Source organism: Janthinobacterium sp. BHSEK (assembly GCF_056174685.1).
Genome location: NZ_JBWBYV010000032.1, coordinates 1 through 22,265 on the forward strand (window position 1 = coordinate 1; position 22,265 = coordinate 22,265).

Below are 22,265 nucleotides of genomic sequence, written 5' to 3' on the forward strand. Positions count from 1 at the left end.
TCCGTGCGCGACGCTGGGTTGTTGAACGCACGCACAGTTGGATGAACCGCTTCCGTCGCATCTTGGTCCGATGGGAAAAGCTCGCCACAACCTATCTCGCCTTTCTGCATATCGCCTGCGCCGTGATTACCTGGCGTGCTACTGGCCTACTGAAATAAGCTCTTAGTCGAGATAGTCCGAGTATTCGCGCTGCGCGTAATTCTGCAAATTCGCCCACGGCTGCGCCTTGCTGACGGTCGGCTGCAGCTTGACGTCGACGCGGCGATAGAAGGTATTCGCGCGGTCGCCACTTTCGATGATCAGGGGAATCTGCTTTTGCTCATCCCACAGGATGCGCTGGAACACGCCATTTTTTTCCACTTCGCGCCAGCGTGCGCCGGGCACGTTCGATGCCTGTTTCGACAGGGGCATGGCGGCCACCAGTTTCGGGTCCAGCAGATAAAAACTGTTTTCCCAGGACCCGTCGAAATTGACGTTTTCGTACTCGGCCTTGGGAATCGAGACGACGATCTTGTCATGCGCGTCGACGTATTCCACGCGCACGGTATTTTTTTCCAGCATCACGTGACGGGGGATCAGCACGGGATTGAAGTGCTTGTGTTCATGCTGCGTGGCCGCGGTCGACGTTTTCAATGCCACTTTCTTGTTTTCGCCATGCTTGTGGCCCGCATGCGCGTCCGTTGACGGCGCCAGCACGCGCTCGACCCACACGTGGCCGGGGCGGCGCAGCATCTTTTCTGCGTAGCGGCTTTCGCGCGTCACGCCTTCCGGCGTCAGGACGCGGCTGTAATAGGTGATGCCCAGGTCCAGGTCGGCAGGGGCGGCAGGAGCGGCTTGGGCGCTGGCGGCAAAGCCGGCGGCCAGGAGGATGGCGATCAGGGACGATTTCATGGTATTGCCTTTACGTGCAGAGGGGCGGAGGGCATACGCCATCCGCCCCGGTGGGGTTACCGTGTTGACGTGGATCAGAAGCCGAAGGCCGCCTTCAGCAAGTCGAACACCTTGGTGTTGTCCAGGGTGCCCTTGAAGGTTTTCGCGCCGGCGCCCGTGGCCAGCAGCTTGACGTCGCCGCCGCCGTGGGTTTCGCTGGCCAGGCGCACGCCTGTTTCTTGCAGGTAATTGTCTTTCAGGGCCGTGGCGCTGTCGACGTTGCTGCGCAGGGCAGGGCGGTTCGGGCCGTTGCCGAAGACCAGGGTGGTGTAGGTATTGCCATCGGCATCCTTGCTCGGCTGGTTATCCTTGTAGCCGCGGTTGATGTCGAGGATAGGGTTGCCGCGCTTGCCGTAGCCGTTGAAGGCCAGGGTGTGGTCATGGTCGGCCGTGACGACGATCAGGGTATTGGCCAGGGTCGGATCGGTTTCCTTGATCTTGGCGATGGCCGCCTTGATGGCGTCGTCGAAGGCGATGGTGTCCGTCAGCGCGCGCTTGGCATTGATGCCGTGCAAGGCGTGGTCGATGCGGCCGCCTTCGACCATCAGGAAGTAGCCGTTCGTGTTTTTCGACAGCAAGTCGATGGCTTTCAGCGTCATTTCCGACAGGCTAGGCTGGGTCGCGCCTTCGCCCAGCGGCGGCGTGGCGGTGCGGTCCAGCTCATATTCGAGGTGGCTGCGGGTGCTGTACAGGCCGATGAATTTCTTGCCGCTCGGCGCTGCCGCCATTTCCGTCTTGTTGGCGGCCACGGTGTAGCCCTTGGCGGCAAACTCCGTCAACAGGTTGCGGCCATCGGCGCGGCCGTATTTGTTGCTCGTCGACCAAGGCGTGAAGTGGTTGCGGCCGCCACCCATCATCACGTCGACGCCATCGCCGAGGGCCGCGTTGTAGCCGGCGCCGCCGGGTGTCGCTTGCGCGGCGATCGCGTATTGCGCATTGCGGTTGCAGATGTGCGAGAACGTCGTCGCCGGCGTGGCGTGCGTCAATTCCGTGGTGGTGATGGCGCCCACGGCCTTGCCCTTGGCTTTTGCCAGTTCCAGGATGGTCGGCACGCTCTTGCCGCCGGCCGGGCAATTGTCCACGCCCAGGTTGCCGTTGGCGTCGCGGCCGGGTTCCTTGGCGATCGTGTCCTGCGCCATCGAGATGACTTCATTGTTCATCTTGACGCCGGTCATGTAGGCGGCCATCGATGGCGCGCTGTCCGTCGTTTGCGCATCGTTCGAGAAGGTCTTGATGCGCGCCGTGCGTTCCAGCGTATCCATCGTCAGGCTGCCGTCTTCCTTGTACTGGTAGATGCGCGCGGCCGTCACAACGGACGGGCCCATGCCGTCGCCGAGGAAGAAGATGACGTTCTTGGCGTCGGCGGCGTAGGCGCTGGCGACGCTGGCGGCCACGAGCGTGGTCAGCAAGGAGAGTTTCAGGGCCGATTTCAGTGCGGCGGGTGTCGATGCAAGTTTCATATGCTTGTCCAATTCTTGTCTCTTGGGGATTACAGACCGCCGGCGGTCTTGACCAGGCCGAATACTTTGGTGTTGTCGATGGTGCCCAGGAAGGTTTCCGAACCCTTGCCGATGGCGCCCAGGAAGACGTCGGTGCCGCCGTGGGTTTCATTGCCGGCCGTGGTGCGGATCACCGCTTCCTGGTGGTAATTATTGGCGCTGGTGACGGTTTCATCGAGGCTGGCCATGGCGGCGCGGCTCGCTTGCGTGCGGTTCTCGCCATTGCCGAAGCCGATGATCGAATACGGTGCGCCGTCCAGGTCCTTCTCGACCGCGCCGGTCACGTAGTTCTTCACCACGCCCAGCACGCCAGGGTTGCCGGCAGCCGTCTTGCCCGTGCGCTTGGCGTAGCCGTTCAGCACCAGGGTGTGGTCATGGTCGGCCGTGACGACGATCAGGGTATTGGCCAGGGTCGGATCGGTGAGCTTGGCTTTTTCGATGGCGGCCTTGATGGCGTTGTCGAAGGCGACTGTGTCTTGCAGCGCCTTCTTGGCCGTCGTTTCGTGCAGCGCATGGTCGATGCGGCCGCCTTCGACCATCAGGAAGTAACCCTTCTTGTTCTTGGCCAGCACGTCCATGGCCTTGGTGGTCATTTCCGCCAGGCTCGGTTCCTTGGCTGCATCGCGGTCCAGGTCGTAGCTCATGTGGCTGGAGGTGAACACGCCGAACAGGCGCTCCGTCTTGGCCGCATCGACGGCCTTGAAGTCGGCACCCGTGTTGGCGACCGTGTAGCTCTTCGCTTTCAGTTCGGCCACCAGGTCGCGCCCGTCGGAACGCTTGCCGCCATCCTTGAACGGCTTGAAGAATTGCGCGCCGCCACCGAGGACCACTTCCAGGCCGGTGCTGCCCAGGGCGCTGTTGTAGCCCGTGCCGCCTGGCACCAGGGCCGCGGCGATATCGTTTTCCAGGTCGCGGTGGCAGATGTGCGCGTAGGTCGCGGCCGGCGTGGCGTGCGTCACGCGCGCCGTGCTGACGACGCCGGCGGCAAAGCCCTTGGCCTTGGCCAGTTCCAGCAGGGTGGTGGCGGGCGTGCCGTTGCCGGTGCCGCATTTGTTGACCAGCTTGTTGCCGTTCGCATCCGTGCCCGGATCGATGGCGACCGTGTTGGCCGACATCGAGATGACTTCATTGTTCATCTTGACGCCGGTCATGTAGGCGGCCATCGACGGCGCGCTGTCGGTTACTTGCGCATCGTTCGAGAACGTCTTGACGAAGGCCGTTTCCGGCAGGGTGTCCATGGTCAGCGCACCGTCTTCGCCCACCGCATAGATGCGCGCGGCCGTCATGGTGGTCAGGCCCATGCCATCGCCGAGGAAGAAGATGACGTTTTTCGGCGGCGCTTCAGCCACTACCTCTTCTTTTTTGGCGTCGCTGCCGCAGGCGGCCAGCATCAGGGTGATGGCGACGCTGCAGCCAGCGACGGAAATTTTTCTGCGTGTCATGTGGTTCATCCGGCTAGGTTTGAAAGAGCTGGCAAGATAACAATTCAATGTGACGTCATGATGACGCTGTGAAACATTAGGTCTTCGATGGCCGGAGATTGCATCGAAACATGCAACAAACTATTGCGGTTTATCGGGTTTTTCTACCGAATCAAGCAACGTAAGATGCCGTCATCCCAATCATCTTGTGAAGGCACTTCATGTTCTCCCAATCCATCCGCAGCGTTCTCGTTTCCACCCTGTTTGCCGCCGGCGCCGCCTCGGCCGCCGCCAGCGCTCCCTTGAGCCTGGAAGTATTCAATCCGGGCGAGGCGGCGATTTTCCCCGTCGCTTCCGTGCTGGTCGCGGGCAAGCATGACGCCGTGCTGATCGATGCGCAGTTTTCGCGCGCCGAGGCGCAAAAGCTGGTGGAGAAGATCCGCGCCAGCGGCAAGAAACTGACGACGGTCTATATCAGCCATAGCGATCCCGATTTTTACTTTGGCCTCGACGTGATCAAGGCGGCGTTCCCGCAGGCAAAGATCGTCGCCACGCCGGAAACCGTGGCCGAGATCCGCCGCAAGGCCGACGCCAAGGTCGCTTACTGGGGCCCGATCCTGAAGGACAATGCGCCGCACGCCATCGTCATTCCCGAAGCCTTGAAAAGCAAGCGCATCAGTCTGGAAGGCCAGTCGCTCGATATCGCCGGCCCGACGCCAGCGCGCACCTATGTGTGGATTCCATCGATCAAGGCCGTCGTCGGCGGCGTCGTGCTGTTTGGTAACTTGCACGTGTGGACGGCTGATACGCAAAGCGCACAATCGCGCCAGGACTGGCTCAAGACCCTCGACGGCATCGCGGCGCTGAAACCCGTCACCGTCGTGCCCGGCCACTTCAAGGTGGGTTCGTCCCTGACGCCCGACAGCATCGGTTTTACGCGCGACTACCTGGTGACGTTTGAAGGGGAAACGGCCAAGGCCGCCAACTCGGCCGCCCTGATCGAAGCGATGAAAACGCGCTATCCGCAGCTGGGCCTGGATGGCGCTTTGGAGACGAGCGCCAAGGTGGCAAAGGGTGAAATGCAATGGTAAGCGGCAAGGCCGGCATGCCCACACTGCACTACATTTTCGACCCCCTGTGCGGCTGGTGCTACGGCGCCGCGCCGCTGGTCGAGGCGGCGCGCGCCGTGCCCGGACTGACGGTGGCGTTCCACGGCGGCGGCATGATGACGGGCAGCAATCGCCGCCAGATCACGCCCGCCTGGCGCGGCTATGTGCTGCCGCATGACCGGCGCATCGAGCAATTGTCGGGCCAGCCCTTCGGCGAAGCCTATATCGACGGCTTGCTGAACGACACGACGGCCATGATGGATTCCGAGCCGCCGATCACGGCCATCCTGGCGGCGGAAGTCTTGGCCGGCAAGGGCCTGGACATGCTGCAGCGCGTGCAGCGCGCCCATTACGTGGACGGCTTGCGCATCGCCGACGTGCCCGTGCTGGTGACCTTGGCGCAAGAGCTGGGCATGGATCGGGCGGCATTCCAGGCCGCGTATGCGCAGCAGGCGGGCGTCGCCACGCAGCGGCACATCGACGCCAGCCGCGCCTTGCTGGCGCAGGTGGGCGGCCAGGGCTTTCCCACGTTCGTGCTCGACGATGGCAGCGGCAAGCTGTCCATGATCGATATCGGCGGCTTCCTGGGCCAGCCGGCGAAGTTGCAGGCGCAACTGGGTGGCGTATGCGACGCCCATGGTTGCGCATTGTAAATAGCTATCGATTCGATAAAATCAATTATCTTTTCCTTTGTTGTTGACCTCGTTACACTGGTTTCATTAGTCAACAACGAAGGAAAAGCAGCCATGAGCCAACAGCCGCCATTCAGTACCGCCTCGGGTATTCCCGTCGCCGACAACCAGAATTCCATCAGCGCCGGTCCCCGCGGCCCCCTGCTGCTGCAAGACTTCCACCTGATCGAAAAACTCCAGCATTTCAACCGCGAGCGCATTCCCGAGCGCGTCGTGCACGCCAAAGGCTCGGGCGCCTACGGCACCTTTACCGTCACGCATGATATTTCCCGCTACACCAAGGCCAGGTTGTTCAGTGAAGTGGGCAAGCAGACGGCCACCTTCGCCCGCTTTTCCACCGTCGGTGGCGAGCGCGGCAGTGCGGATACGGAACGCGACCCGCGCGGCTTCGCCGTACGTTTCTATACGGAAGAGGGCAACTGGGACCTGGTCGGCAACAACACGCCCATGTTCTTCATCAAGGACCCGATCAAGTTTCCCGACTTTGTCCACACGCAAAAGCGCGATCCGCAAAGCAATCTGAAATCGGCCGAGATGATGTTCGACTTCTGGAGCCATGCGCCGGAAAGCCTGCACCAGGTCACCATGCTGTTCTCGGACCGCGGCACGCCGGACGGCTACCGCCACATGGATGGCTTCGGCAGTCACACGTATAGCCTGATCAATGCCGATGGCCAGCGCGTGTACGTGAAGTGGCACTTCAAGACGCGCCAGGGCATCAGGAATTTGCCTGCAGCGGAAGCGGGCCGCCTGGCAGGTGCCGATCCCGACTACGCCCAGCGCGACCTGTTCGGCGCCATCGAGCGCGGCGATTTCCCCCAGTGGGAAGTCAAGCTGCAGGTGGCGACGCAGGAGCAGCTCGATGCCTGGGAGCAGCGCACGGGCTGGAACCCGTTCGACCTGACGAAGGTGTGGCCGCATGGGGACTTTCCGCTGCTGCCCGTCGGTATTTTCGAGCTGAACCGCAACCCGGACAATTACCACGCGGAAGTCGAGCAGGCAGCCTTTTCGCCGGCCAACGCCGTGCCCGGCATGGGATACTCGCCGGACAAGATGCTGCAAGGCCGCTTGTTCGCCTACCACGACGCCCAGCTGTACCGCGTCGGCACGAACCACCAGCATCTGCCCGTGAATGCGGCCCGCTGCCCCTTCCATAATCAGCAGCGCGACGGCGGCATGGCCATCCACAATGGCAGTTCGGCGCAGAACTATGCGAACGTGGCGGCGGCGGGCAGTGCGCCGCAGGGGCTGGGCCATGGCGAGCCGGCGCTGGCGCTGGCTGGCGGCGCGGCGCGTTACGACGGGCGCGGCGTGGAAGACGATTACACGCAGGCCGGCAATCTGTTCCGTCTGATGTCGGCCCAGGCCAGGCAAAATCTGTTCGACAACCTGGCCGGTCCCCTGAGCCAGGTGCGCGCGGAAACCTTGCAGCGTCAGCTCGGCCACTTCGACCGGGCCGACCCGGCCTATGGCGCCGGCGTGCGGGCCGCCCTGCAGGCGCGTGGCGTGGCGCTGTAATTGCGTGTTGCAGGCGGAACTTGCTTGTTCCGCCTGTTATTGATATGGCACAAATTAGAGGTTGATATCAAATATTGCCGTATGGACATATTTGATATCCATGCGTAGACTTGTCGGTCTGATGATCGCGCCGCCTTCCTGGCGGCGTCCTGACTAGAAAGTCTTGTAATATGAATATGGCGAAGCTGTCGGTGCATGGGGACGACCCCACGCTCAAATCCATCCTCGAAGTCTTGCCCACCGAGCCGGAACGGCAATGGCGCAAGGGCGAGGCGAAGGGTGCGAATCGCGTGCATCTCGATTCCGGCTTCGAAGTGCTGATCGCGCAGGCGCCCAAGTCGCAAGTGTTGCCCTCGCGCATACGCAGCTACCTGGCCGAATGTCGCTCGCGCGGCGTGACGTTCACCATGCCGCGCATCGTGGCCGAGCTGCAACTGGAGCTGAATGGCGACGACACGGTCGATGCGCCGCTCGACCTGTCGCTGGCCGACATGCAGCACCTGACGGAAATGTGTATCAGCCTGAGCCTGGTGACGCGCTGCGCCGCAGCCTGATGCCCGTGTGACACGCAAAAAAATGGCCGCCCATCATTGAAACGGGCGGCCATTTTTCGTCATGGTTCGTCGAGCTCGACGGTGACCATATTGTCATCGGGCTTGCGGTCGATCAGCTTGTTGTCCGGATCGATGCCCGCCTTGCCGGGACGGCTGCCGACGATGACGGTGTAGCTCGCTTGTCGCGCCGTCATGCGCAGCCGTTCGCGCAGCAGCGGATGGCCATTCGCGTCGTCGACGCCGATCTCGATCCAGTCGTGCAGCGGTGCGTCGTGTTCCTCGCCCTGTTCGCCGGCCGTCAATTTGCCCGCCTGCACCTTGATGGTGACGGCATACTTGCCATCGCTGCGTTTCGTGGCCGTGGCCGACAGGGCACGGTTGTCGAACAGCACGATTTTCTCGAACAGGTCGTCGATCAGGTAAGCCTGCTCGGGCGGCGTGACCTGGCGCAAGCCTGCAATCAGGGCCGTCACGCTCGCATACGGCGGGCCTTTCTGGCCGTAGGTCTTGAGCAGCTCGCGCAGCACGCCGTTGACCTTGTCCTCGCCGATGATGTCTTGCAGCAAGTACATGGCCAGGCTGCCCTTGTGGTAATGGATGTAGGCCTGGTTTTCATTCTCGGCCAGCGGCAGTTCCTTCTTGCGTTCCTCGCTGCGCCCCATCAGGTATTGATTCAGGTCATAGCGCAGGAAGCGGCGCATCTTGGCCGGCCCCGCGGTTTTCTTCATCACCATCAGGGCCGAATATTCGGCCAGGGTTTCGCTGAGCACGGTGGCGCCCCGTGTATTGCCGCCCACCAATTGATGCGCCCACCACTGGTGCGCCACTTCATGCGCCGTGATGTAGAACGGATAGTCGATGTCCTTCGGGTTCTTGTCGTCCACCTTGGCGATGAAGCCCAGGCCTTCCGAGTACGGTATCGTATTCGGGAACGATTGCGCAAACGTGGCGTAGCGGGGGAATTCGACGATGCGCAGGATCTTGTGCTGGTAGGGGCCGAAGTTCTTCGTGTAGTACTCGAGCGCTTCCTTGCTGCCGCGCACGAAACGCTCGAGGTTGTATTCATGGCCAGGATGGTAATACACGTCGATGGCCACGTCTTGCCAGCGCTCGTGCTTGACGGCGTAGCGGGCCGACTGGAAGGCGTAGAAATTCAGGATCGGCTGGTCCATCGTGTAATGGAAGTAATGGCGGCCCTTGGCGATCCAGTCGTTGTCCAGCATGCCCGGCGCGATGGCCGTCTGGCCGTCGACGGTGCTGACGGTGGCATCGAAGTTGATGCGGTCGGCGTCGTTGCTGATGTAGTTGTCGGCCAATCCCTTCGGGTCATCGCGCGGCAAGGCCCGTTCGCGCGCGGGCAAGCCGTGTTTTTTGCGGTCGCGCGGGTCCGTCAATTCCTGCTGCGGCTGGTAACCGATGTGCGGCAGCACGGCATTCGTGAAGAAGGTGCCGTTGGCCACCACGGGCGTGTCCTGGCCCAGGCCGAAGATGCCGCGCGGCGCGTAGCGGATGTCGAAATCGAGGCCCAGGGTGGCGCCCGGCGCCAGCGGCGCGGCCAGGCGGTAGCTGTAGAAGCCCAGCTTGCCGTCATCGAGGCCGGGATGCACACGCGTATCGAAACGCAGGCGCATGGTGGCGGTCGGGTCTTGTTGCACAAAAATATGGCTGATCGGCAAGCTGGTCTTGTTTTGCAGCACATAGCGGCCCGTGACGGCCAGGGTGCGCTGCGCCGGGTAGATGGCCACGTCGAGTTTCACGTCGGTGATTCTCGGCTGCGGCGTGGCGGCAAACTTGCGGTACTGGCGCTCGATGCTGGCGCGGTCCCCGTCGCGGGAAAATTCGGACTGGTAATCGTTGGCCACGTGGAACACGTAAAACAGCACGCCGCCGGCGCCGACGAAGACCACGGCGCCGCCGGCAAAGCTGGCCAGCACGCCATGCGTGAGGCCATGGCGCGCCAGGCGCAGGCGGATGCGCCAGCTGTCCTGCGCGCCGCGGGGCCAGAACAGCAGTGACAGCACCGTCAGCATGACGGCCGCGCCGCTCCAGTACAGCAAGTACCAGCGCTCGCGCAACACAAAGTGGCCGGCGCCGTTCATGGCCGAATACACGACGTCCGGCGTGCTGCCGTACAGCAGCAGCGGGTCGCCCAGGCCCAGCGAGGAAAAGCTGATGCTGGCGATGTGGTACAGAATCATGGCGAAATACGCCAGGTATTTGTGATTGATCAATACCTGCACGAAGATGGCCAGCACGGCGACCAGCGCATAGTAGGGCAGGTGCGACAGGAACAGCGATTCCACGTACAGGCCGGGGTCGAGGCGGTAATAGCCCTTGAAGACCTGGATCGACATGCCGCACAGCATGATGACCAGGCTCAGCAAGGCTTGCAGGCCGACCAGCGCGAACAGTTTCGACAGCAGGGGCAGCCAGTTCGGCACGGGCAGGGCGTCGAGCATCAGATACGTGCCCGCTTCCCGTTCGCGCCATACCAGCTCGCCCGCATAGAAGGTGGTAATGATCAGCATGAACAGGGCGAATGAGGCGCTGACCATCTCCAGCACCTTTTCCGTCACGGGATAGGTATTCGTGCCGTAGATGGAGCCCATGTCCAGCGCGCCCGCATACATGGTCAGCACGCCGGCCAGCACGATGACGACAAAATAGATGTTCTTGATGGTCTCGCGCAGGTTCAGCCAGCTCATCTTGAGGAGCAGGGCGGCCAGGTTGCGCTGCGCGAAGTCGGGCGTTTCCTGCGTGGACAGCGAGGCGTTCGACAGGCGCTGCGGCGCCTCGCCCTCGCTGCGGCGCCGGGTGGCGCCCGCGTCCGTCGTGGCGTGGAACTGGAAGCGCCAGTAGCCGAGCAGCAAGGCCACCAGGGCGAAGCCGGACCAGATGGCGCGGTTCAGCAGGTACACGCCCTCCAGCGTCACCAGGCGCGTGTTGCGTTCCGCGTTCGGCCAGTATTCCGTCAGGCGTATCAGCGCCGTGGTGCCGAAGGGGTCGATCAGGGCGGCCAGGGTCTTGTAGTCGAGGTCGCGCGCCAGCGACGGCGCCACCAGGTAGCCGATCAGCATGACCACCGAGCTGATGTAGACGGGCAGCATGCGCCGCGTCAGGGCCGCGATGACGAAGAAGATGGCGCCGAAGATGAACAGGTTCGGCAGCAGGGTAAACACATACGGCATCAGGTAGGCCAGCGCCCGCTGCGGCCCCAGCCGTTCCGGATCGATGCCGGGCAGCCAGGCACCCAGCCAGGCGCCGATCACGATGCTGGAAAACACCACGGCCAGCACCAGGTAGGCGCCGAGGAAGCGGCCAAAGACGTACTGGTATTTTTTGATCGGCGCGCTGAAGAAGAAATGCTGCATGCCGTATTCGAAATCCTGCTGCACCGAGCGGCCCATCATGGCGGCCACCACCACGGCGCCGAAGCAGCCCAGCAGGCTGCACGTGAACGCCAGCGAACGGGGGGCGTTGATCAGGAACTTGCCGCCGAAACTGATGCTCGCTTCCTTGAAGACGCCGCCGGCGGCGGCCATCCACAGCATGGCCAGCGCCAGGAACATGGCGAAATACACCCAGGTGGACAGCAGCTTGAGCCGCTGTCGCGCTTCAAAGCGGGCGATGGCAAACATGGCCGCCCCCTCAGTCGCACTGCGGGGCGACGCGGTGGCGCCCCGCAATGGTGGCGAAATACAGGTCTTCCAGGTCGCCGATGGCTTCCTCGAAGCCGTCGCCCGGGTCGTCGTCGCTGTAGACGTGGATCAGGGTGCGGCCCGACAGCAAGCGCGTGGAAATGACGGCGTGGCGCTGCTGGAAGCTGGCCAGTTCTTTTTTTTCGACAAAGCGTGCCCAGATCTTGCAGCTGACTTCATCGATCAGTTCCTGGGTCTTGCCGCACAGCAGCAAATGGCCCTTGTTGATGATGGCCATGTTGGCGCACAGGTCGGCCACGTCGGACACGATATGGGTCGACAGGATCACCGTCTTGTCTTCGCCGATGTCGGACAGCAAATTGTGGAAGCGCACGCGCTCCTGCGGGTCGAGGCCGGCCGTCGGCTCGTCGACGATAATCAGTTTCGGGTCGCCCAGCAGGGCTTGCGCGATGCCGAAGCGCTGGCGCATGCCGCCGGAAAAGCCGCCCAGGCGCTGGTGGCGCACGTCGAACAGATTGGTTTGCTGTAACAGCCCGTCGACGACTTCGCGCCGGCGCGTCCGCTGCGACAGCCCTTTCAACATGGCGAAGTGGTCGAGCAGCTCGTAGGCCGTCACTTTCGGGTACAGGCCGAAGTCCTGCGGCAGGTAGCCCAGCATGCGGCGGATTTCGTCCTTGTCGTCGAGCACGTCATAGTCGCCGAAAAAGATGGAACCGGAATCGCATTCCTGCAAGGTGGCCAGGGTGCGCATCAGGGTCGACTTGCCGGCGCCGTTCGGGCCCAGCAAGCCGAACATCCCGGGCGGTATCGTCAGCGAAACGTTGTCCAGCGCCACCACGCCATTCGCGTAGGTCTTCGACAATTTGCGGATCTGCAATTCCATACAACTCCTAACTCATGCGTTGCTGCCCGATGCGACAGGGCTACTCTATGCTGGCATTGTATTGAATTTAAGACGCACTGGGCAGTTGCATGCGATACACGGCATTTTCGCGTGCCCAGAGTGCAGTTCGACGGGGCAGACGGCGCGCCGTGCAAGTGTTAGTTGCGAAACAGCACCGACTCCCGGTTAAACCACCAGCGGCACAGGGCCAGCAGGGCGCCCGCGATCACCGTGGTCGACGCCAGGATCACGCCGAACATGCGGTAATCCATGGTGCCTTTCACCAGTTCCTTCATGGCCAGCGACACGTTGGTCAGCGGCACCATGGCCCATATCCAGTTCAGCTCGACGCCGGGCAGCATGGCCGCCACCGTGGGCAGGATGACGAACAGCATCAAGGGCGTGATCATGCCGGCCGCTTCCTTGTAGCTTTTCGCGTAGATCGAGATCGACAGCAGCAGCGAGGCGAAGATGGCGGCCGTCGGCACCAGCATCAGGGTCACCATGGCCAGGTCGGGCAAGCCGATGCTGCGCACCATGACGGCCATGTTGCCTTCGAGCGAGCTGCCGAAGATGGCCAGCAGCGCGCCCATGCTGCCCACCATCAGCACGGCCGAGGTCATGCCGACGGTAAACAGCACGAGGAACTTGGCCAGCACGATGGCGCTGCGCGGCACGGGCGCCAGCAGCAGGGTTTCCAGGGTGCCCCGCTCCTTTTCGCCGGCGCCCAGGTCGATGGCCGGATACATGGCCGCCGTCAGGCACACCATCAGCAGCAGATAGGGCAGCATGCCGCCGACGATGGCGCCCATCTGCTCGCGCTCGTTGGCCGTCGATTGCTTGTCGAGCACGATGGGATGCAGGGCAAAGGCCAGCTGGGCCGGACTCAGGTTCAGGTCCGACAACGCGCTTTCACGCAGGCTGGCGTTGTAGGCATCGACGATCTCGCGCACCCGCTGCTGGGTCACATCGACCGTGCTGGCGCTGTTGTAGTGCAAGGTGACCTTGGCTTGCTGCTGTTGCCGCAGCGCCTCTTCAAAGCGGGGCGGAATGACGACGGCGAACTTGATGCTGTCGTCGCCGATGGCGCGGCGGATCTCCCCCTCGCTGGCCAGCGGCACTTCGCGCAGGTTGTGCTGCTGCGCAAAACGCGCGCTCAAGCCCGGCGAATGGTCCTTGCCGAACAGCGCGTAGCGCATTTCCGCCGTCTTGGCGTTCTTGAACATATTGTTCGAGACATATGCGAAGCCGCCAAAGATCAGCGGCATGGCAAAGATGGGGATGAGGATGGTGAAGATCAGCGTCTTGCGGTCGCGCGTGAGTTCCAGCAACTCTTTCAGATAAATGGTCCACATGGTTCAGGCTCCCTGGTTGATGACGCTGACAAAGGCGTCGTACAGATCGGCACTGCCGCCCAGGTGGCGCAGTTCGTCGACCGTGCCATGGAAGGCGGTGGTGCCGCGGTTGATGATGCAGACGCGGTCGCACAGCTTTTCCACCTCGTGCAGGTGGTGCGTGGAAAAGATCAGCGGCACGCGCAGCGCCTTGTAGCTGGCGATGAAGTCGAGCAGGATCTTGGCCGACATCACGTCCAGGCCCGTCGTCGGCTCGTCGAGGATGACCACCTGCGGCTCGTGCACGACGGTGCGGGCGATCGCACACTTCTGTTTCATGCCCGTCGACAACTGATCGGCCCGCTTGCCGCCGTATTCCTCCATTTGCAGCAGGGCAAACAGTTCATCGCAGCGGCGTTTCAGCTGGTCGGCCGGCATGCCGTGCAGCCGGCCGAAGTATTCGACGTTCTCGCGCGCCGTCAGGCGGCCGTACAAGCCCGTCGAGCCGGACAGGAAGCCGATGCTCTGGCGCGCCGCCAGCGGCTGGCGCAGCACGTCGACGCCATTGACGAGGGCGCTGCCCGCGTCCGCCTGCAAGGCCGTCGACAGCAGGCGCAGGGTGGTGGTCTTGCCGGCGCCATTCGGCCCCAGCAAGCCCAGCACTTCGCCCGGGGCGCAGCTGAAACTGACGTCGCGCACGGCGTGGAACCAGCCCTCGTGTTCGCGCGGATCGCTGACGTGCACGCCCTTGCCCTTGTGGGGCGGCATGCGGAAACGTTTTGCCAGGTGCTTGACCTCTATCATGTGCTTCATCCATTCAACGGTGAAGAACGAGAGTAGCATGCAAAAAATGTAACTTGCAAGGTGGAAATATCGTTTGGTCTATTGAAAAAAACAGCATCTTCATGCAAGCTGGCCCGGTGGGCGCCGGCGGACGGCGCGGGAGAGCGCAATGCAAACGATCGATCAGGCGATGCAGGACAAGGTACTGGCCGTGGCCCGCGCCGGCATGACCAGTGCCGAAGCCATCGGTTTCTTCCGCGTCAGCCTGGGGCTGTACTATCTGGCCGGCCTGATGACGGAAGAAACCCTCGATTTCACGCAGATCGACGCGAAGTACAACCGTTTTATCTACCACTCGATAGGCGGCGGACACAGCATCGCCAGCGTGCTGCAATTCATGAGCGGCGAAAAAGTCTTGCGCGTGCTGCAATCGGAGCGTTTTCGCGCCGCGTTTGCCGAATACTGCCGGGACATTCCCGTCGACAGCATTTCTTTCCTGATTTCACTGAACCTGGGTGTGGCAAAAAGCCTGTCCGGCCTCGATGCCGTCGGCCCCGTGGTGGACTGGATCGAGCAGGAAAAAGCGCGCACAGGTCAATAAAGCCCCGTTCGCCCTGCGCGCGGCGTGGGGACGGCTGGCCCTGATCGTCCTATAATTCATGTTTTACTACTCATGAGCATAGCCACGATGACCGCGAACCGCCATTTTGACCCCCTGGATCGTTTGATTGTCGGCGCCGACAAGGCCTTGCGCGTCATCGCGGGCGTGGCCTCGGCCTCGCGCCCCACGCCGGCCGCGCACGCGCCCGATGCGGAGCTGAGCCCGGCCGAACAGCGCCACAGCGCCGGTTTGATGCGCGTCAACCATGTGGGCGAAGTGTGCGCGCAAGCCCTGTACAACTCGCAGGCGCGCTATGCGCACAGCCCGGCCATCCGCGCCCAGTTCGATGAGGCGGGACGCGAAGAGGAAGACCATCTGGCCTGGACGGCGCAGCGCCTGACGGAGCTGGGCTCGCGTCTGAGCCTGCTCAATCCCCTGTGGTATGCGGGTTCGTTTGCGCTGGGCACCATTGCCGCGCGCATGGGCGACGGCCGCAGCCTGGGTTTTGTGGTGGAAACGGAACGCCAGGTGGAAGCGCACCTGGCCAGCCACCTGCAGGAATTGCCGCCGCAGGACGCCAAGTCGCGCGCCATCGTCAAGCAGATGGCCATCGACGAGGTGGAACACGGCGCCGCCGCCCAGCGACTGGGCGCCATCGACACCCCGGCGCCCGTCAAGGCGCTGATGGGCATCATGGGGAAAGTGATGACGAAGACCGCGTATTACATCTAACACGTCGGCATCGCTCGGGGTAGGTCCGCTTAGCGCGCAGCGCGTAAGCCGACAACATTGTTGGCGCCGTGGGTGTCGTCGGATTACGCGCTCACGCGCTAATCCGACCTACTCCTCGATGATTTCGAACGAGTGAGTGATCTCGGCAGTTTTCGCCAGCATGATCGATGCCGAGCAATATTTGTCATGCGACAAAGCCACGGCCCGTTCCACGGCCGTCGGTTTCAATGCCTTGCCCCGTACCGTAAAGTGGAAGTGGATCTTGGTAAAGACTTTCGGATCGGTGTCGGCGCGCTCGGCCTTCAGGGTCACTTCGCAGCCGTTGACGGCTTCGCGGCCCCGTTTCAGGATCAGCACCACGTCATAGGCGGTGCAGCCGCCCGTGCCCAGCAAGACCATTTCCATGGGGCGTGGCGCCAGGTTGTGGCCGCCGCCCTCGGGCGCGCCATCCATGGTCACCATGTGGCCGGAACCGGTTTCTGCCCGAAAACTCATGCCCGACGGGCCATTCCAGCTGACTTTGCATTCCATCGTACTCTCCGAAAATTGTAAGCGTTTTGTATTGTAATAGAGGAATGCCCATCCATGTGCCGGCCGCCGGCCCGCAGCCTGCCTGGATTGCGGCTTGACGCGGCACGGCAAAGCCGCTTATACTTGTCGGCTTTCCGTTCGCTCAGGAAAAGTAAATAAGGCAGAGTCCGCACAGCAACATCGGCGGAACCACCATTTGAGCGTGTAATCTATTAGGAAGTCAACATGAAAACATTTTCCGCTAAAGGACATGAAGTCCAGCGCGATTGGTTCGTGGTTGACGCGACGGACAAAGTCCTCGGACGTGTTGCCAGCGAAGTGGCACTCCGACTGCGCGGCAAACACAAACCAGAATTTACTCCTCACGTCGATACCGGCGACTTCATCGTCGTCATCAACGCAGGCAAACTGCGTGTGACCGGTACCAAAGCAACTGAGAAAATTTACTACCGTCACTCTGGCTATCCAGGCGGCATCTACGAAACCAACTTCCAGAAAATGCAACAGCGTTTTCCAGGTCGCGCGCTTGAGAAAGCGGTCAAGGGCATGCTGCCTAAAGGCCCACTCGGCTACGCAATGATCAAGAAGCTGAAAGTGTACGCGGAAGGTTCCCATCCGCACGCTGCTCAGCAACCTAAAGCACTTGTTCTCTAAGGAACTGACATGATCGGTAATTACAATTATGGAACCGGCCGTCGCAAAAGTGCAGTGGCTCGGGTTTTTATCAAAGTTGGCACAGGCTTGATCGTTGTTAACGGCAAACCAGCAAACGAATACTTTTCGCGCGAAACGGGTCTGATGGTCATCCGTCAACCTCTGGAACTGACCGGCAATGTCGAGCGTTTCGACATCAAAGTCAACGTCCATGGCGGCGGTGAGTCGGGCCAGGCTGGTGCAGTTCGTCACGGCATCACCCGCGCTCTGATCGACTACGATGCAGCGCTGAAACCGGAACTGGCGAAAGCCGGCTTCGTGACCCGCGATGCACGTGAAGTCGAGCGTAAAAAAGTTGGTCTGCGCAAAGCACGTCGCGCAAAGCAATTCTCGAAGCGTTAATTTCTACGCTACAGCGCCTTCCGGGGTGCTGGTCGAAAAGCCGCTGGACTTCGGTCCCGCGGCTTTTTTGCATTTCAGCGTGACTCTGCGTTGCGCTGTAAAATACGCGGAAAACCCGCAGGGGTAGCGTTTCCCTTCATCTTTATGCAATCTATACACAAGGAAAGAACATGATCAAAGTTGGCATCGTCGGCGGCACTGGATACACGGGCGTTGAATTGCTGCGCTTGCTCGCTACCCATCCAGATGTCGAGTTGACGGCGATTACCTCGCGCAAGGAAGATGGCTTGCCCGTTGCCGACATGTATCCTTCCCTGCGCGGCCACGTGAAGCTGGCGTTTTCCTCGCCGGACAAGGCGAATCTGGAACAGTGCGACGTGGTGTTTTTCGCCACCCCGCATGGTGTTGCGATGGCGCAAGCTCCTGCCTTGCTGGCCGCCGGCGTGAAGGTCATCGACCTGGCCGCCGACTTCCGCCTGAAAGACCAGGCCAAGTTCGAGCAGTGGTACAAGATTCCCCATACGGCGCCCGAACTGATAGCCGAGGCCGTGTACGGCTTGCCGGAACTGAACCGCGAAGACATCAAGCAGGCCAGGCTGATCGCCAACCCCGGTTGCTACCCGACCACCATGCAGCTGGGCTTCTATCCGCTGCTCAAGGCGGGTCTGGTGAATGCGGGCGGCTTGATCGCCGACTGCAAGTCGGGCGTGTCCGGCGCCGGCCGCAAGGCGGAAATCGGCATCCTGTTCTCGGAAAGTAGCGACAGCTTCAAGGCCTACGGCGTGGCTGGCCACCGCCACCTGCCGGAAACGACGGCGCAGCTGCAGCGTTTCACGGACGACAAGGTGGCGCTGACCTTCACGCCGCACCTGGTGCCGATGATCCGCGGCATGCATTCGACCCTGTACGCGCAGCTGAACAAGGATGTCAGCAATGAAGAACTGCAAGCCTTGTTCGAAGCGCAATACAAGGACGAGCCGTTCGTCGACGTGATGCCATTCGGCGCGCATCCGGAAACGCGCTCCACGCGCGGCTCGAACATGCTGCGCCTGGCCTTGCACCGTCCCGAAGGCGGCAATACCGTCATCGTGCTGGTGGTGCAGGACAACCTGGTCAAGGGCGCATCGGGCCAGGCCGTGCAGTGCATGAACTTGATGTTTGGCTTGAAAGAAACGGCCGGTTTGCAACACATCGCCCTGCTGCCATAAAAATAGGCACCCGTGCTTGCGCAGGTCCGGCGCCTTTTTGCCGGACCTGTGATAAATTGGACTGCCACCTACCCCGACAGGATGACGTTCATGTTCGAGCGCAACGCGAAAAATCCCATCGACACCCTGATCGGCGCTTCCACGCGGATCGAGGGCGACTTGCTGTTTTGCGGGGGCTTGCGCATCGATGGCCATGTGCGCGGCAACGTCACGGGCGAGGCGGGCGAGCCCACGCATGTGGTGCTGGGCGAGGCAGGGCGCATCGATGGCGAGGTGCGCTGTTCGAGCCTGGTCGTCAGCGGCGAGATCAACGGCCCCGTGTATGTGTCCGAAATGCTTGAAATCCAGCCCAAAGCCCGCATTGTAGGAGAGGTCTACTACAAAGTGCTGGAAATGCACAGCGGCGCATTGGTGCAAGGAAAGCTCAGTCGCCACGACAGCGCCGACCCCGTGCTGCACCTGGCCGTGTCGGAAATGTGAGCAGGAACAACACCGGCCAGCCGTGCCAGCGGCGGCCGCAGCGCGAGTTGCGCCAACAGTCTATAATGACTTAATGTTTTCTAGTAGGAGTGCCTGATATGAATGCCGTCGCTGAAATGCAAGATGTGATCCCTTCCCCTATTATCTTTACCGATAGCGCCGCCGAAAAAGTCGCGCAGCTGATCGAAGAAGAAGGCAATCCCGACCTGAAATTGCGCGTCTTCGTGCAGGGCGGTGGCTGTTCCGGCTTCCAGTACGGCTTCACCTTCGACGAAATCGTCAACGAAGATGACACCACCATGGTCAAGAACGGCGTCCAGCTGTTGATCGATTCCATGAGCTACCAGTACCTGGTCGGCGCGGAAATCGACTACAAGGATGACCTGGAAGGCGCGCAGTTCGTGATTAAAAACCCTACCGCGACGTCTACCTGTGGTTGCGGTTCGTCCTTCTCCGTTTAAGTACTAAACGGGGCAAGCAAGAAAATAGCGGATCATTGATCCGCTATTTGTGTTTCTACATCTGCTCAACGCGGATACAGCGCACCGAGCACGCGTAAGCCCGCCGCACCCGTCACGGCCGGCAAGTTGCCCGGCTTGCGCTGCGTAAAACGCCAGGCCAGCCAGGCAAACGCCAGCGCCTCGACCTGGCTGGGCGCCACGCCCAGCGCCTCTGTCGATGCCACCGCCATGCCCGGCAATTGCCCGGCCAGGGCCGCCATCAGGCTGGCGTTCTGCGCGCCGCCGCCGCATACGTACACGGTTTCCGCCTGCGCTCCGTCGCGCGCGATGGCGTGTGCCAGGCTGGCGGCCGTCAGCTGGGTCAATGTCGCCTGCACGTCGGCCGGCCGGGCGCCACGGTGATTCACCAGCTTGCCTTGCAGCCAGTCGGCGTGAAAGAGGTCGCGGCCCGTGCTTTTCGGTGCCGGCAAGTCAAAATAGGGATCGTCGAGCAAATCCGCCAGCAGGGCAGGCAAGACTTTGCCCGTGGCGGCCCAGGCGCCGTTGGCGTCATACGGCTGGCCCAGGTGCCGCAAGGCCCAGCCATCCATCAGCGCATTGCCGGGGCCCGTGTCGTAGCCCGTCACCGTGCCGTCCGCGTGCAGCACGCTGATATTGCTGATGCCGCCGATATTGGCCAGCACGCGCGTGTGGCCGGGCAAGTTGAAGATGGCCTGGTGAAAAGCGGGCACCAGCGGCGCGCCCTGGCCGCCGGCCGCCACGTCGCGGCTGCGCAAGTCGGCGATGACGTCGATGCCCGTCAGTTCCGCCAGCAAGGCCGGGTTGTTCAACTGGCGCGTAAAGCCCAGCTCGGGGCGGTGGCGGATGGTCTGGCCATGCGCGCCGATGGCGGCGATGGCGTCCGGGCCGATGCCCGCGTCGCTCAATAGCAGGGCGACGCAGTCGGCGTAATGGCGCACAAGCTGATTGGCTGCCAGTGCTTCGCGTTCGATTTCATTCTGGCCGGCACTTTGCAAGGCCATCAGGTCGTCGCGCAGGCTGGCGGGAAAGGGAATGTAGGCGTCGCCCAGGCTGCGCGTGCCGCCATCGTCGGAAAAGTCGACCAGCGCGCCGTCAACGCCGTCCAGGCTGGTGCCAGACATCAGACCGATATACAGCATGGGGTTGTCCTTGAATGCATAAGTGATGGGGTGCATTGTGCCGCATTTGTGCCGTACGCACGCGGGAAAAAACAAAGGCACCGGCCATCTGCATGGGCGGTGCCTTTATATGTTGCCCGAAGGCAGTGTTACTTAGCGCGAAGCCAGTGCCGTGTCGTTCGGACGCAGCAGGGTGAAGCGGTGCATCATGTCGGCGGAGACCATGCGGAAACGGCTCAGCTCGGCAGCCGTCAACGGCGCCTGGGCTTGTACGTTCAGCTTGCTTGGATCTTGTGCCACGCCGCCGACGCGGAATTCATAGTGCAAATGGGCGCCCGTGGACCAGCCGGTGGTGCCGACGTAGCCGATCACATCGCCCTGGCTGACTTTTTGACCTTTTTTCAAGCCTGAAGCGAAGCGGCTCATGTGCGCATAGGCGGTGCTGTAGTTGGCCCAGTGTTTCAGAACAACAACATTACCGTAGCCGTTCTGGCTGCCGACGGAATCGACCACGCCGTCACCGGAAGCGCGGATGGGCGTGCCCGTTGCTGCGGCGAAATCGATGCCCTTGTGCGCTTTCCAGTTGCCGGAAATCGGGTGCACGCGCATGGAGAAACCGGACGAGATGCGGGAAAATTCGAGGGGGGATTTCAGGAAGGCTTTTTTGAGGGACTTGCCGTCGAAGCTGTAGTAACCGCCGCCTTGCTTGCTGGCTGGGTCTTCGAACCAAACGGACTGGTAAGTCGTGCCGCGGTTGGTGAATTCACCGGCCAGGATGCGGCCCGCTCGGACAAATTCGCCATCTTGCCAGAACGTTTCGTAGACCACATTGAACGAGTCGCCGCGTTTCAGGTCGGAGCGGAAGTCGATATTGGTCGAGAACATTTCCACGATTTGCGCGGAAATCGAGTCTGGCAGGCGGGTGCCGTCCAGGCTGGAGTCGGTGGCGGCGAACAGGGTGGAAGTAATCTTGCGCGCGTGCATTTCAACGCGGCGTTCCAGCTGGGCTGCCACTTCCGTGGCCACGAACTTGTCGCCCTTGCGGGTGATCAGGATGTTCTTGACCGATTTGTCGGTACCGTCGACGAGGGTGGCGCGCATCCAGTTGAGGTCGCCGTTTTCGGTCGTTTGCGCTTGCACGCGCTTGCCCGATTTCAGCAACATCACGCCGCGCGCGATCTTGTCGGTTTTGATGAAATTGGCGGCCGCCGGATCATCCACGCCGAGACGGGTCAGCAGGGTGGCGAGGGTATCGCCAGCGCGGACTTTTTCTTCGTGGGTGAAATTCTGGTCTACCTGTTCCATCGCGGAAATTTGCGAGGCGAGATCAGGCATTTCCAGGTTTTGCGCGATGGACGTGACCGGCAAGTCCGATGCGTCGGGCGCCATGGGCGACACAGCGACCGCGCCGAAGGCGGCCACGGCGAGCAGCACTGCGGACGCGCCGATAATGCGTGCCTTGCGTGTCGTCGTCAGCTGTGTGTACAAGCGTGAGCCTGTGATTTTATGTATAGGGTTCATGCAATCAGTTAAAATTTGCCCTTGAACGATTCGTGAACTAGTGCTCTTTGTTATTGTTATTTTGGTTCGTTTTCATACGGCAAGATTGATGGGATCGAGCATTATAACAAACTCCGCAAACCTACTACCATTTTGAGATCTACAGTCAAATTTT

The 22,265-nt window shown here is 61.8% G+C and carries 22 protein-coding genes; 12 read left to right on the forward strand and 10 right to left on the reverse strand.

Annotated elements, in window-relative coordinates; genetic code table 11:
- Positions 1-158 (forward strand): transposase (locus AC0V2Y_RS12690; protein WP_475418113.1); only part of this gene is annotated, 158 nt, incomplete at its 5' end.
- Positions 159-162: 4 nt separating this feature from the next.
- Here AC0V2Y_RS12690 and AC0V2Y_RS12695 read toward each other — a convergent pair.
- From AC0V2Y_RS12695 to AC0V2Y_RS12705, 3 genes are all read right to left on the reverse strand, one after another.
- Positions 163-891 carry a hypothetical protein gene (locus AC0V2Y_RS12695; protein ID WP_475414608.1) on the reverse strand — a complete coding sequence of 243 codons (729 nt, stop codon included), beginning with the start codon at positions 889-891 and terminating at the stop codon, positions 163-165.
- A 74-nt stretch (positions 892-965) separates the two neighbouring features.
- Entirely contained in the window at positions 966-2,351 is a 1,386-nt protein-coding gene (locus AC0V2Y_RS12700; protein WP_475414700.1) for an alkaline phosphatase, read from the reverse strand.
- A 68-nt stretch (positions 2,352-2,419) separates the two neighbouring features.
- On the reverse strand, positions 2,420-3,871 hold the full coding sequence (locus tag AC0V2Y_RS12705; RefSeq protein WP_475414609.1) for an alkaline phosphatase: 1,452 nt from the start codon (positions 3,869-3,871) through the stop codon (positions 2,420-2,422).
- Between the two features lie 200 nt (positions 3,872-4,071).
- Here AC0V2Y_RS12705 and AC0V2Y_RS12710 point away from each other — a divergent pair, with 200 nt between their 5' ends.
- The 4 genes from AC0V2Y_RS12710 to AC0V2Y_RS12725 all read left to right on the forward strand — a co-directional run bounded on the left by AC0V2Y_RS12710 (position 4,072) and on the right by AC0V2Y_RS12725 (position 7,723).
- Positions 4,072-4,941 (forward strand): MBL fold metallo-hydrolase, encoded by an 870-nt coding sequence (locus AC0V2Y_RS12710; RefSeq protein WP_475414610.1) that lies wholly within the window; start codon positions 4,072-4,074, stop codon positions 4,939-4,941.
- Positions 4,942-4,955: 14 nt separating this feature from the next.
- Positions 4,956-5,612, forward strand: a complete 657-nt coding sequence (locus tag AC0V2Y_RS12715; RefSeq protein ID WP_475414611.1) for a DsbA family protein — start codon at positions 4,956-4,958, stop codon at positions 5,610-5,612.
- 93 nt (positions 5,613-5,705) lie between these two features.
- Positions 5,706-7,169 carry a catalase gene (locus tag AC0V2Y_RS12720; protein ID WP_475414612.1) on the forward strand — a complete coding sequence of 488 codons (1,464 nt, stop codon included), beginning with the start codon at positions 5,706-5,708 and terminating at the stop codon, positions 7,167-7,169.
- Positions 7,170-7,339: 170 nt separating this feature from the next.
- Positions 7,340-7,723, forward strand: coding sequence for a hypothetical protein (locus AC0V2Y_RS12725; protein WP_475414613.1), 384 nt, complete (start codon positions 7,340-7,342; stop codon positions 7,721-7,723).
- A gap of 59 nt (positions 7,724-7,782) precedes the next feature.
- Here AC0V2Y_RS12725 and AC0V2Y_RS12730 read toward each other — a convergent pair whose 3' ends face one another.
- The 4 genes from AC0V2Y_RS12730 to AC0V2Y_RS12745 all read right to left on the reverse strand — a co-directional run bounded on the left by AC0V2Y_RS12730 (position 7,783) and on the right by AC0V2Y_RS12745 (position 14,403).
- Positions 7,783-11,361: an ABC transporter permease/M1 family aminopeptidase gene (locus AC0V2Y_RS12730; RefSeq protein WP_475414614.1), complete on the reverse strand. Its 3,579-nt coding sequence runs from the start codon at positions 11,359-11,361 to the stop codon at positions 7,783-7,785.
- Between the two features lie 10 nt (positions 11,362-11,371).
- A complete protein-coding gene (locus AC0V2Y_RS12735) occupies positions 11,372-12,265 on the reverse strand; it encodes an ABC transporter ATP-binding protein (protein ID WP_475414615.1) in 894 nt (297 codons plus the stop codon).
- A gap of 158 nt (positions 12,266-12,423) precedes the next feature.
- A complete protein-coding gene (locus AC0V2Y_RS12740; RefSeq protein WP_475414616.1) occupies positions 12,424-13,620 on the reverse strand; it encodes an ABC transporter permease in 1,197 nt (398 codons plus the stop codon).
- A 3-nt stretch (positions 13,621-13,623) separates the two neighbouring features.
- On the reverse strand, positions 13,624-14,403 hold the full coding sequence (locus tag AC0V2Y_RS12745) for an ABC transporter ATP-binding protein (RefSeq protein WP_475414617.1): 780 nt from the start codon (positions 14,401-14,403) through the stop codon (positions 13,624-13,626).
- A 148-nt stretch (positions 14,404-14,551) separates the two neighbouring features.
- Here AC0V2Y_RS12745 and AC0V2Y_RS12750 point away from each other — a divergent pair, with 148 nt between their 5' ends.
- Together AC0V2Y_RS12750 and coq7 are read left to right on the forward strand one after the other, a co-directional pair.
- On the forward strand, positions 14,552-14,983 hold the full coding sequence (locus AC0V2Y_RS12750) for a hypothetical protein (protein ID WP_475414618.1): 432 nt from the start codon (positions 14,552-14,554) through the stop codon (positions 14,981-14,983).
- An 87-nt stretch (positions 14,984-15,070) separates the two neighbouring features.
- Complete coding sequence (gene coq7, locus AC0V2Y_RS12755) at positions 15,071-15,715, forward strand: 2-polyprenyl-3-methyl-6-methoxy-1,4-benzoquinone monooxygenase (RefSeq protein ID WP_099665519.1); 645 nt, start codon at positions 15,071-15,073, stop codon at positions 15,713-15,715.
- Positions 15,716-15,823: 108 nt separating this feature from the next.
- On the opposite strand, the gene AC0V2Y_RS12760 is transcribed toward coq7, so the two are convergent.
- Positions 15,824-16,246 carry an OsmC family protein gene (locus AC0V2Y_RS12760; protein ID WP_475414619.1) on the reverse strand — a complete coding sequence of 141 codons (423 nt, stop codon included), beginning with the start codon at positions 16,244-16,246 and terminating at the stop codon, positions 15,824-15,826.
- Positions 16,247-16,471: 225 nt separating this feature from the next.
- Between AC0V2Y_RS12760 and rplM the strand changes: the two genes are divergently transcribed.
- The 5 genes from rplM (at position 16,472) to erpA (ending at position 19,451) form a co-directional block, all read left to right on the forward strand.
- Positions 16,472-16,900 (forward strand): 50S ribosomal protein L13, encoded by a 429-nt coding sequence (rplM, locus tag AC0V2Y_RS12765; protein WP_010393282.1) that lies wholly within the window; start codon positions 16,472-16,474, stop codon positions 16,898-16,900.
- Between the two features lie 9 nt (positions 16,901-16,909).
- Positions 16,910-17,302 (forward strand): 30S ribosomal protein S9, encoded by a 393-nt coding sequence (gene rpsI / locus AC0V2Y_RS12770; RefSeq protein WP_010393285.1) that lies wholly within the window; start codon positions 16,910-16,912, stop codon positions 17,300-17,302.
- A 170-nt stretch (positions 17,303-17,472) separates the two neighbouring features.
- A complete protein-coding gene (gene argC, locus AC0V2Y_RS12775) occupies positions 17,473-18,510 on the forward strand; it encodes an N-acetyl-gamma-glutamyl-phosphate reductase (protein ID WP_475414620.1) in 1,038 nt (345 codons plus the stop codon).
- A gap of 90 nt (positions 18,511-18,600) precedes the next feature.
- Positions 18,601-18,990: a bactofilin family protein gene (locus tag AC0V2Y_RS12780; protein WP_326458174.1), complete on the forward strand. Its 390-nt coding sequence runs from the start codon at positions 18,601-18,603 to the stop codon at positions 18,988-18,990.
- A 98-nt stretch (positions 18,991-19,088) separates the two neighbouring features.
- Positions 19,089-19,451 (forward strand): iron-sulfur cluster insertion protein ErpA, encoded by a 363-nt coding sequence (gene erpA, locus AC0V2Y_RS12785; RefSeq protein ID WP_029496047.1) that lies wholly within the window; start codon positions 19,089-19,091, stop codon positions 19,449-19,451.
- Positions 19,452-19,516: 65 nt separating this feature from the next.
- Here erpA and AC0V2Y_RS12790 read toward each other — a convergent pair whose 3' ends face one another.
- Positions 19,517-20,611, reverse strand: coding sequence for an anhydro-N-acetylmuramic acid kinase (locus AC0V2Y_RS12790; protein ID WP_475414621.1), 1,095 nt, complete (start codon positions 20,609-20,611; stop codon positions 19,517-19,519).
- Between the two features lie 132 nt (positions 20,612-20,743).
- Positions 20,744-22,111 (reverse strand): M23 family metallopeptidase, encoded by a 1,368-nt coding sequence (locus AC0V2Y_RS12795; RefSeq protein WP_070289999.1) that lies wholly within the window; start codon positions 22,109-22,111, stop codon positions 20,744-20,746.
- Between the last annotated feature and the right edge of the window lie 154 nt (positions 22,112-22,265).

Coding starts and splice junctions, on each gene's coding strand:
- AC0V2Y_RS12695 (WP_475414608.1), bottom strand. CDS start 891: ATGAAATCGTCCCTGATCGCCATCCTCCTGGCCGCCGGCTTTGCCGCC.
- AC0V2Y_RS12705 (WP_475414609.1), bottom strand. CDS start 3,871: ATGACACGCAGAAAAATTTCCGTCGCTGGCTGCAGCGTCGCCATCACC.
- AC0V2Y_RS12710 (WP_475414610.1), top strand. CDS start 4,072: ATGTTCTCCCAATCCATCCGCAGCGTTCTCGTTTCCACCCTGTTTGCC.
- AC0V2Y_RS12715 (WP_475414611.1), top strand. CDS start 4,956: ATGCCCACACTGCACTACATTTTCGACCCCCTGTGCGGCTGGTGCTAC.
- AC0V2Y_RS12720 (WP_475414612.1), top strand. CDS start 5,706: ATGAGCCAACAGCCGCCATTCAGTACCGCCTCGGGTATTCCCGTCGCC.
- AC0V2Y_RS12725 (WP_475414613.1), top strand. CDS start 7,340: ATGAATATGGCGAAGCTGTCGGTGCATGGGGACGACCCCACGCTCAAA.
- AC0V2Y_RS12730 (WP_475414614.1), bottom strand. CDS start 11,361: ATGTTTGCCATCGCCCGCTTTGAAGCGCGACAGCGGCTCAAGCTGCTG.
- AC0V2Y_RS12735 (WP_475414615.1), bottom strand. CDS start 12,265: ATGGAATTGCAGATCCGCAAATTGTCGAAGACCTACGCGAATGGCGTG.
- AC0V2Y_RS12740 (WP_475414616.1), bottom strand. CDS start 13,620: ATGTGGACCATTTATCTGAAAGAGTTGCTGGAACTCACGCGCGACCGC.
- AC0V2Y_RS12745 (WP_475414617.1), bottom strand. CDS start 14,403: ATGATAGAGGTCAAGCACCTGGCAAAACGTTTCCGCATGCCGCCCCAC.
- AC0V2Y_RS12750 (WP_475414618.1), top strand. CDS start 14,552: ATGCAAACGATCGATCAGGCGATGCAGGACAAGGTACTGGCCGTGGCC.
- coq7 (WP_099665519.1), top strand. CDS start 15,071: ATGACCGCGAACCGCCATTTTGACCCCCTGGATCGTTTGATTGTCGGC.
- AC0V2Y_RS12760 (WP_475414619.1), bottom strand. CDS start 16,246: ATGGAATGCAAAGTCAGCTGGAATGGCCCGTCGGGCATGAGTTTTCGG.
- rplM (WP_010393282.1), top strand. CDS start 16,472: ATGAAAACATTTTCCGCTAAAGGACATGAAGTCCAGCGCGATTGGTTC.
- rpsI (WP_010393285.1), top strand. CDS start 16,910: ATGATCGGTAATTACAATTATGGAACCGGCCGTCGCAAAAGTGCAGTG.
- argC (WP_475414620.1), top strand. CDS start 17,473: ATGATCAAAGTTGGCATCGTCGGCGGCACTGGATACACGGGCGTTGAA.
- AC0V2Y_RS12780 (WP_326458174.1), top strand. CDS start 18,601: ATGTTCGAGCGCAACGCGAAAAATCCCATCGACACCCTGATCGGCGCT.
- erpA (WP_029496047.1), top strand. CDS start 19,089: ATGAATGCCGTCGCTGAAATGCAAGATGTGATCCCTTCCCCTATTATC.
- AC0V2Y_RS12790 (WP_475414621.1), bottom strand. CDS start 20,611: ATGCTGTATATCGGTCTGATGTCTGGCACCAGCCTGGACGGCGTTGAC.
- AC0V2Y_RS12795 (WP_070289999.1), bottom strand. CDS start 22,111: ATGAACCCTATACATAAAATCACAGGCTCACGCTTGTACACACAGCTG.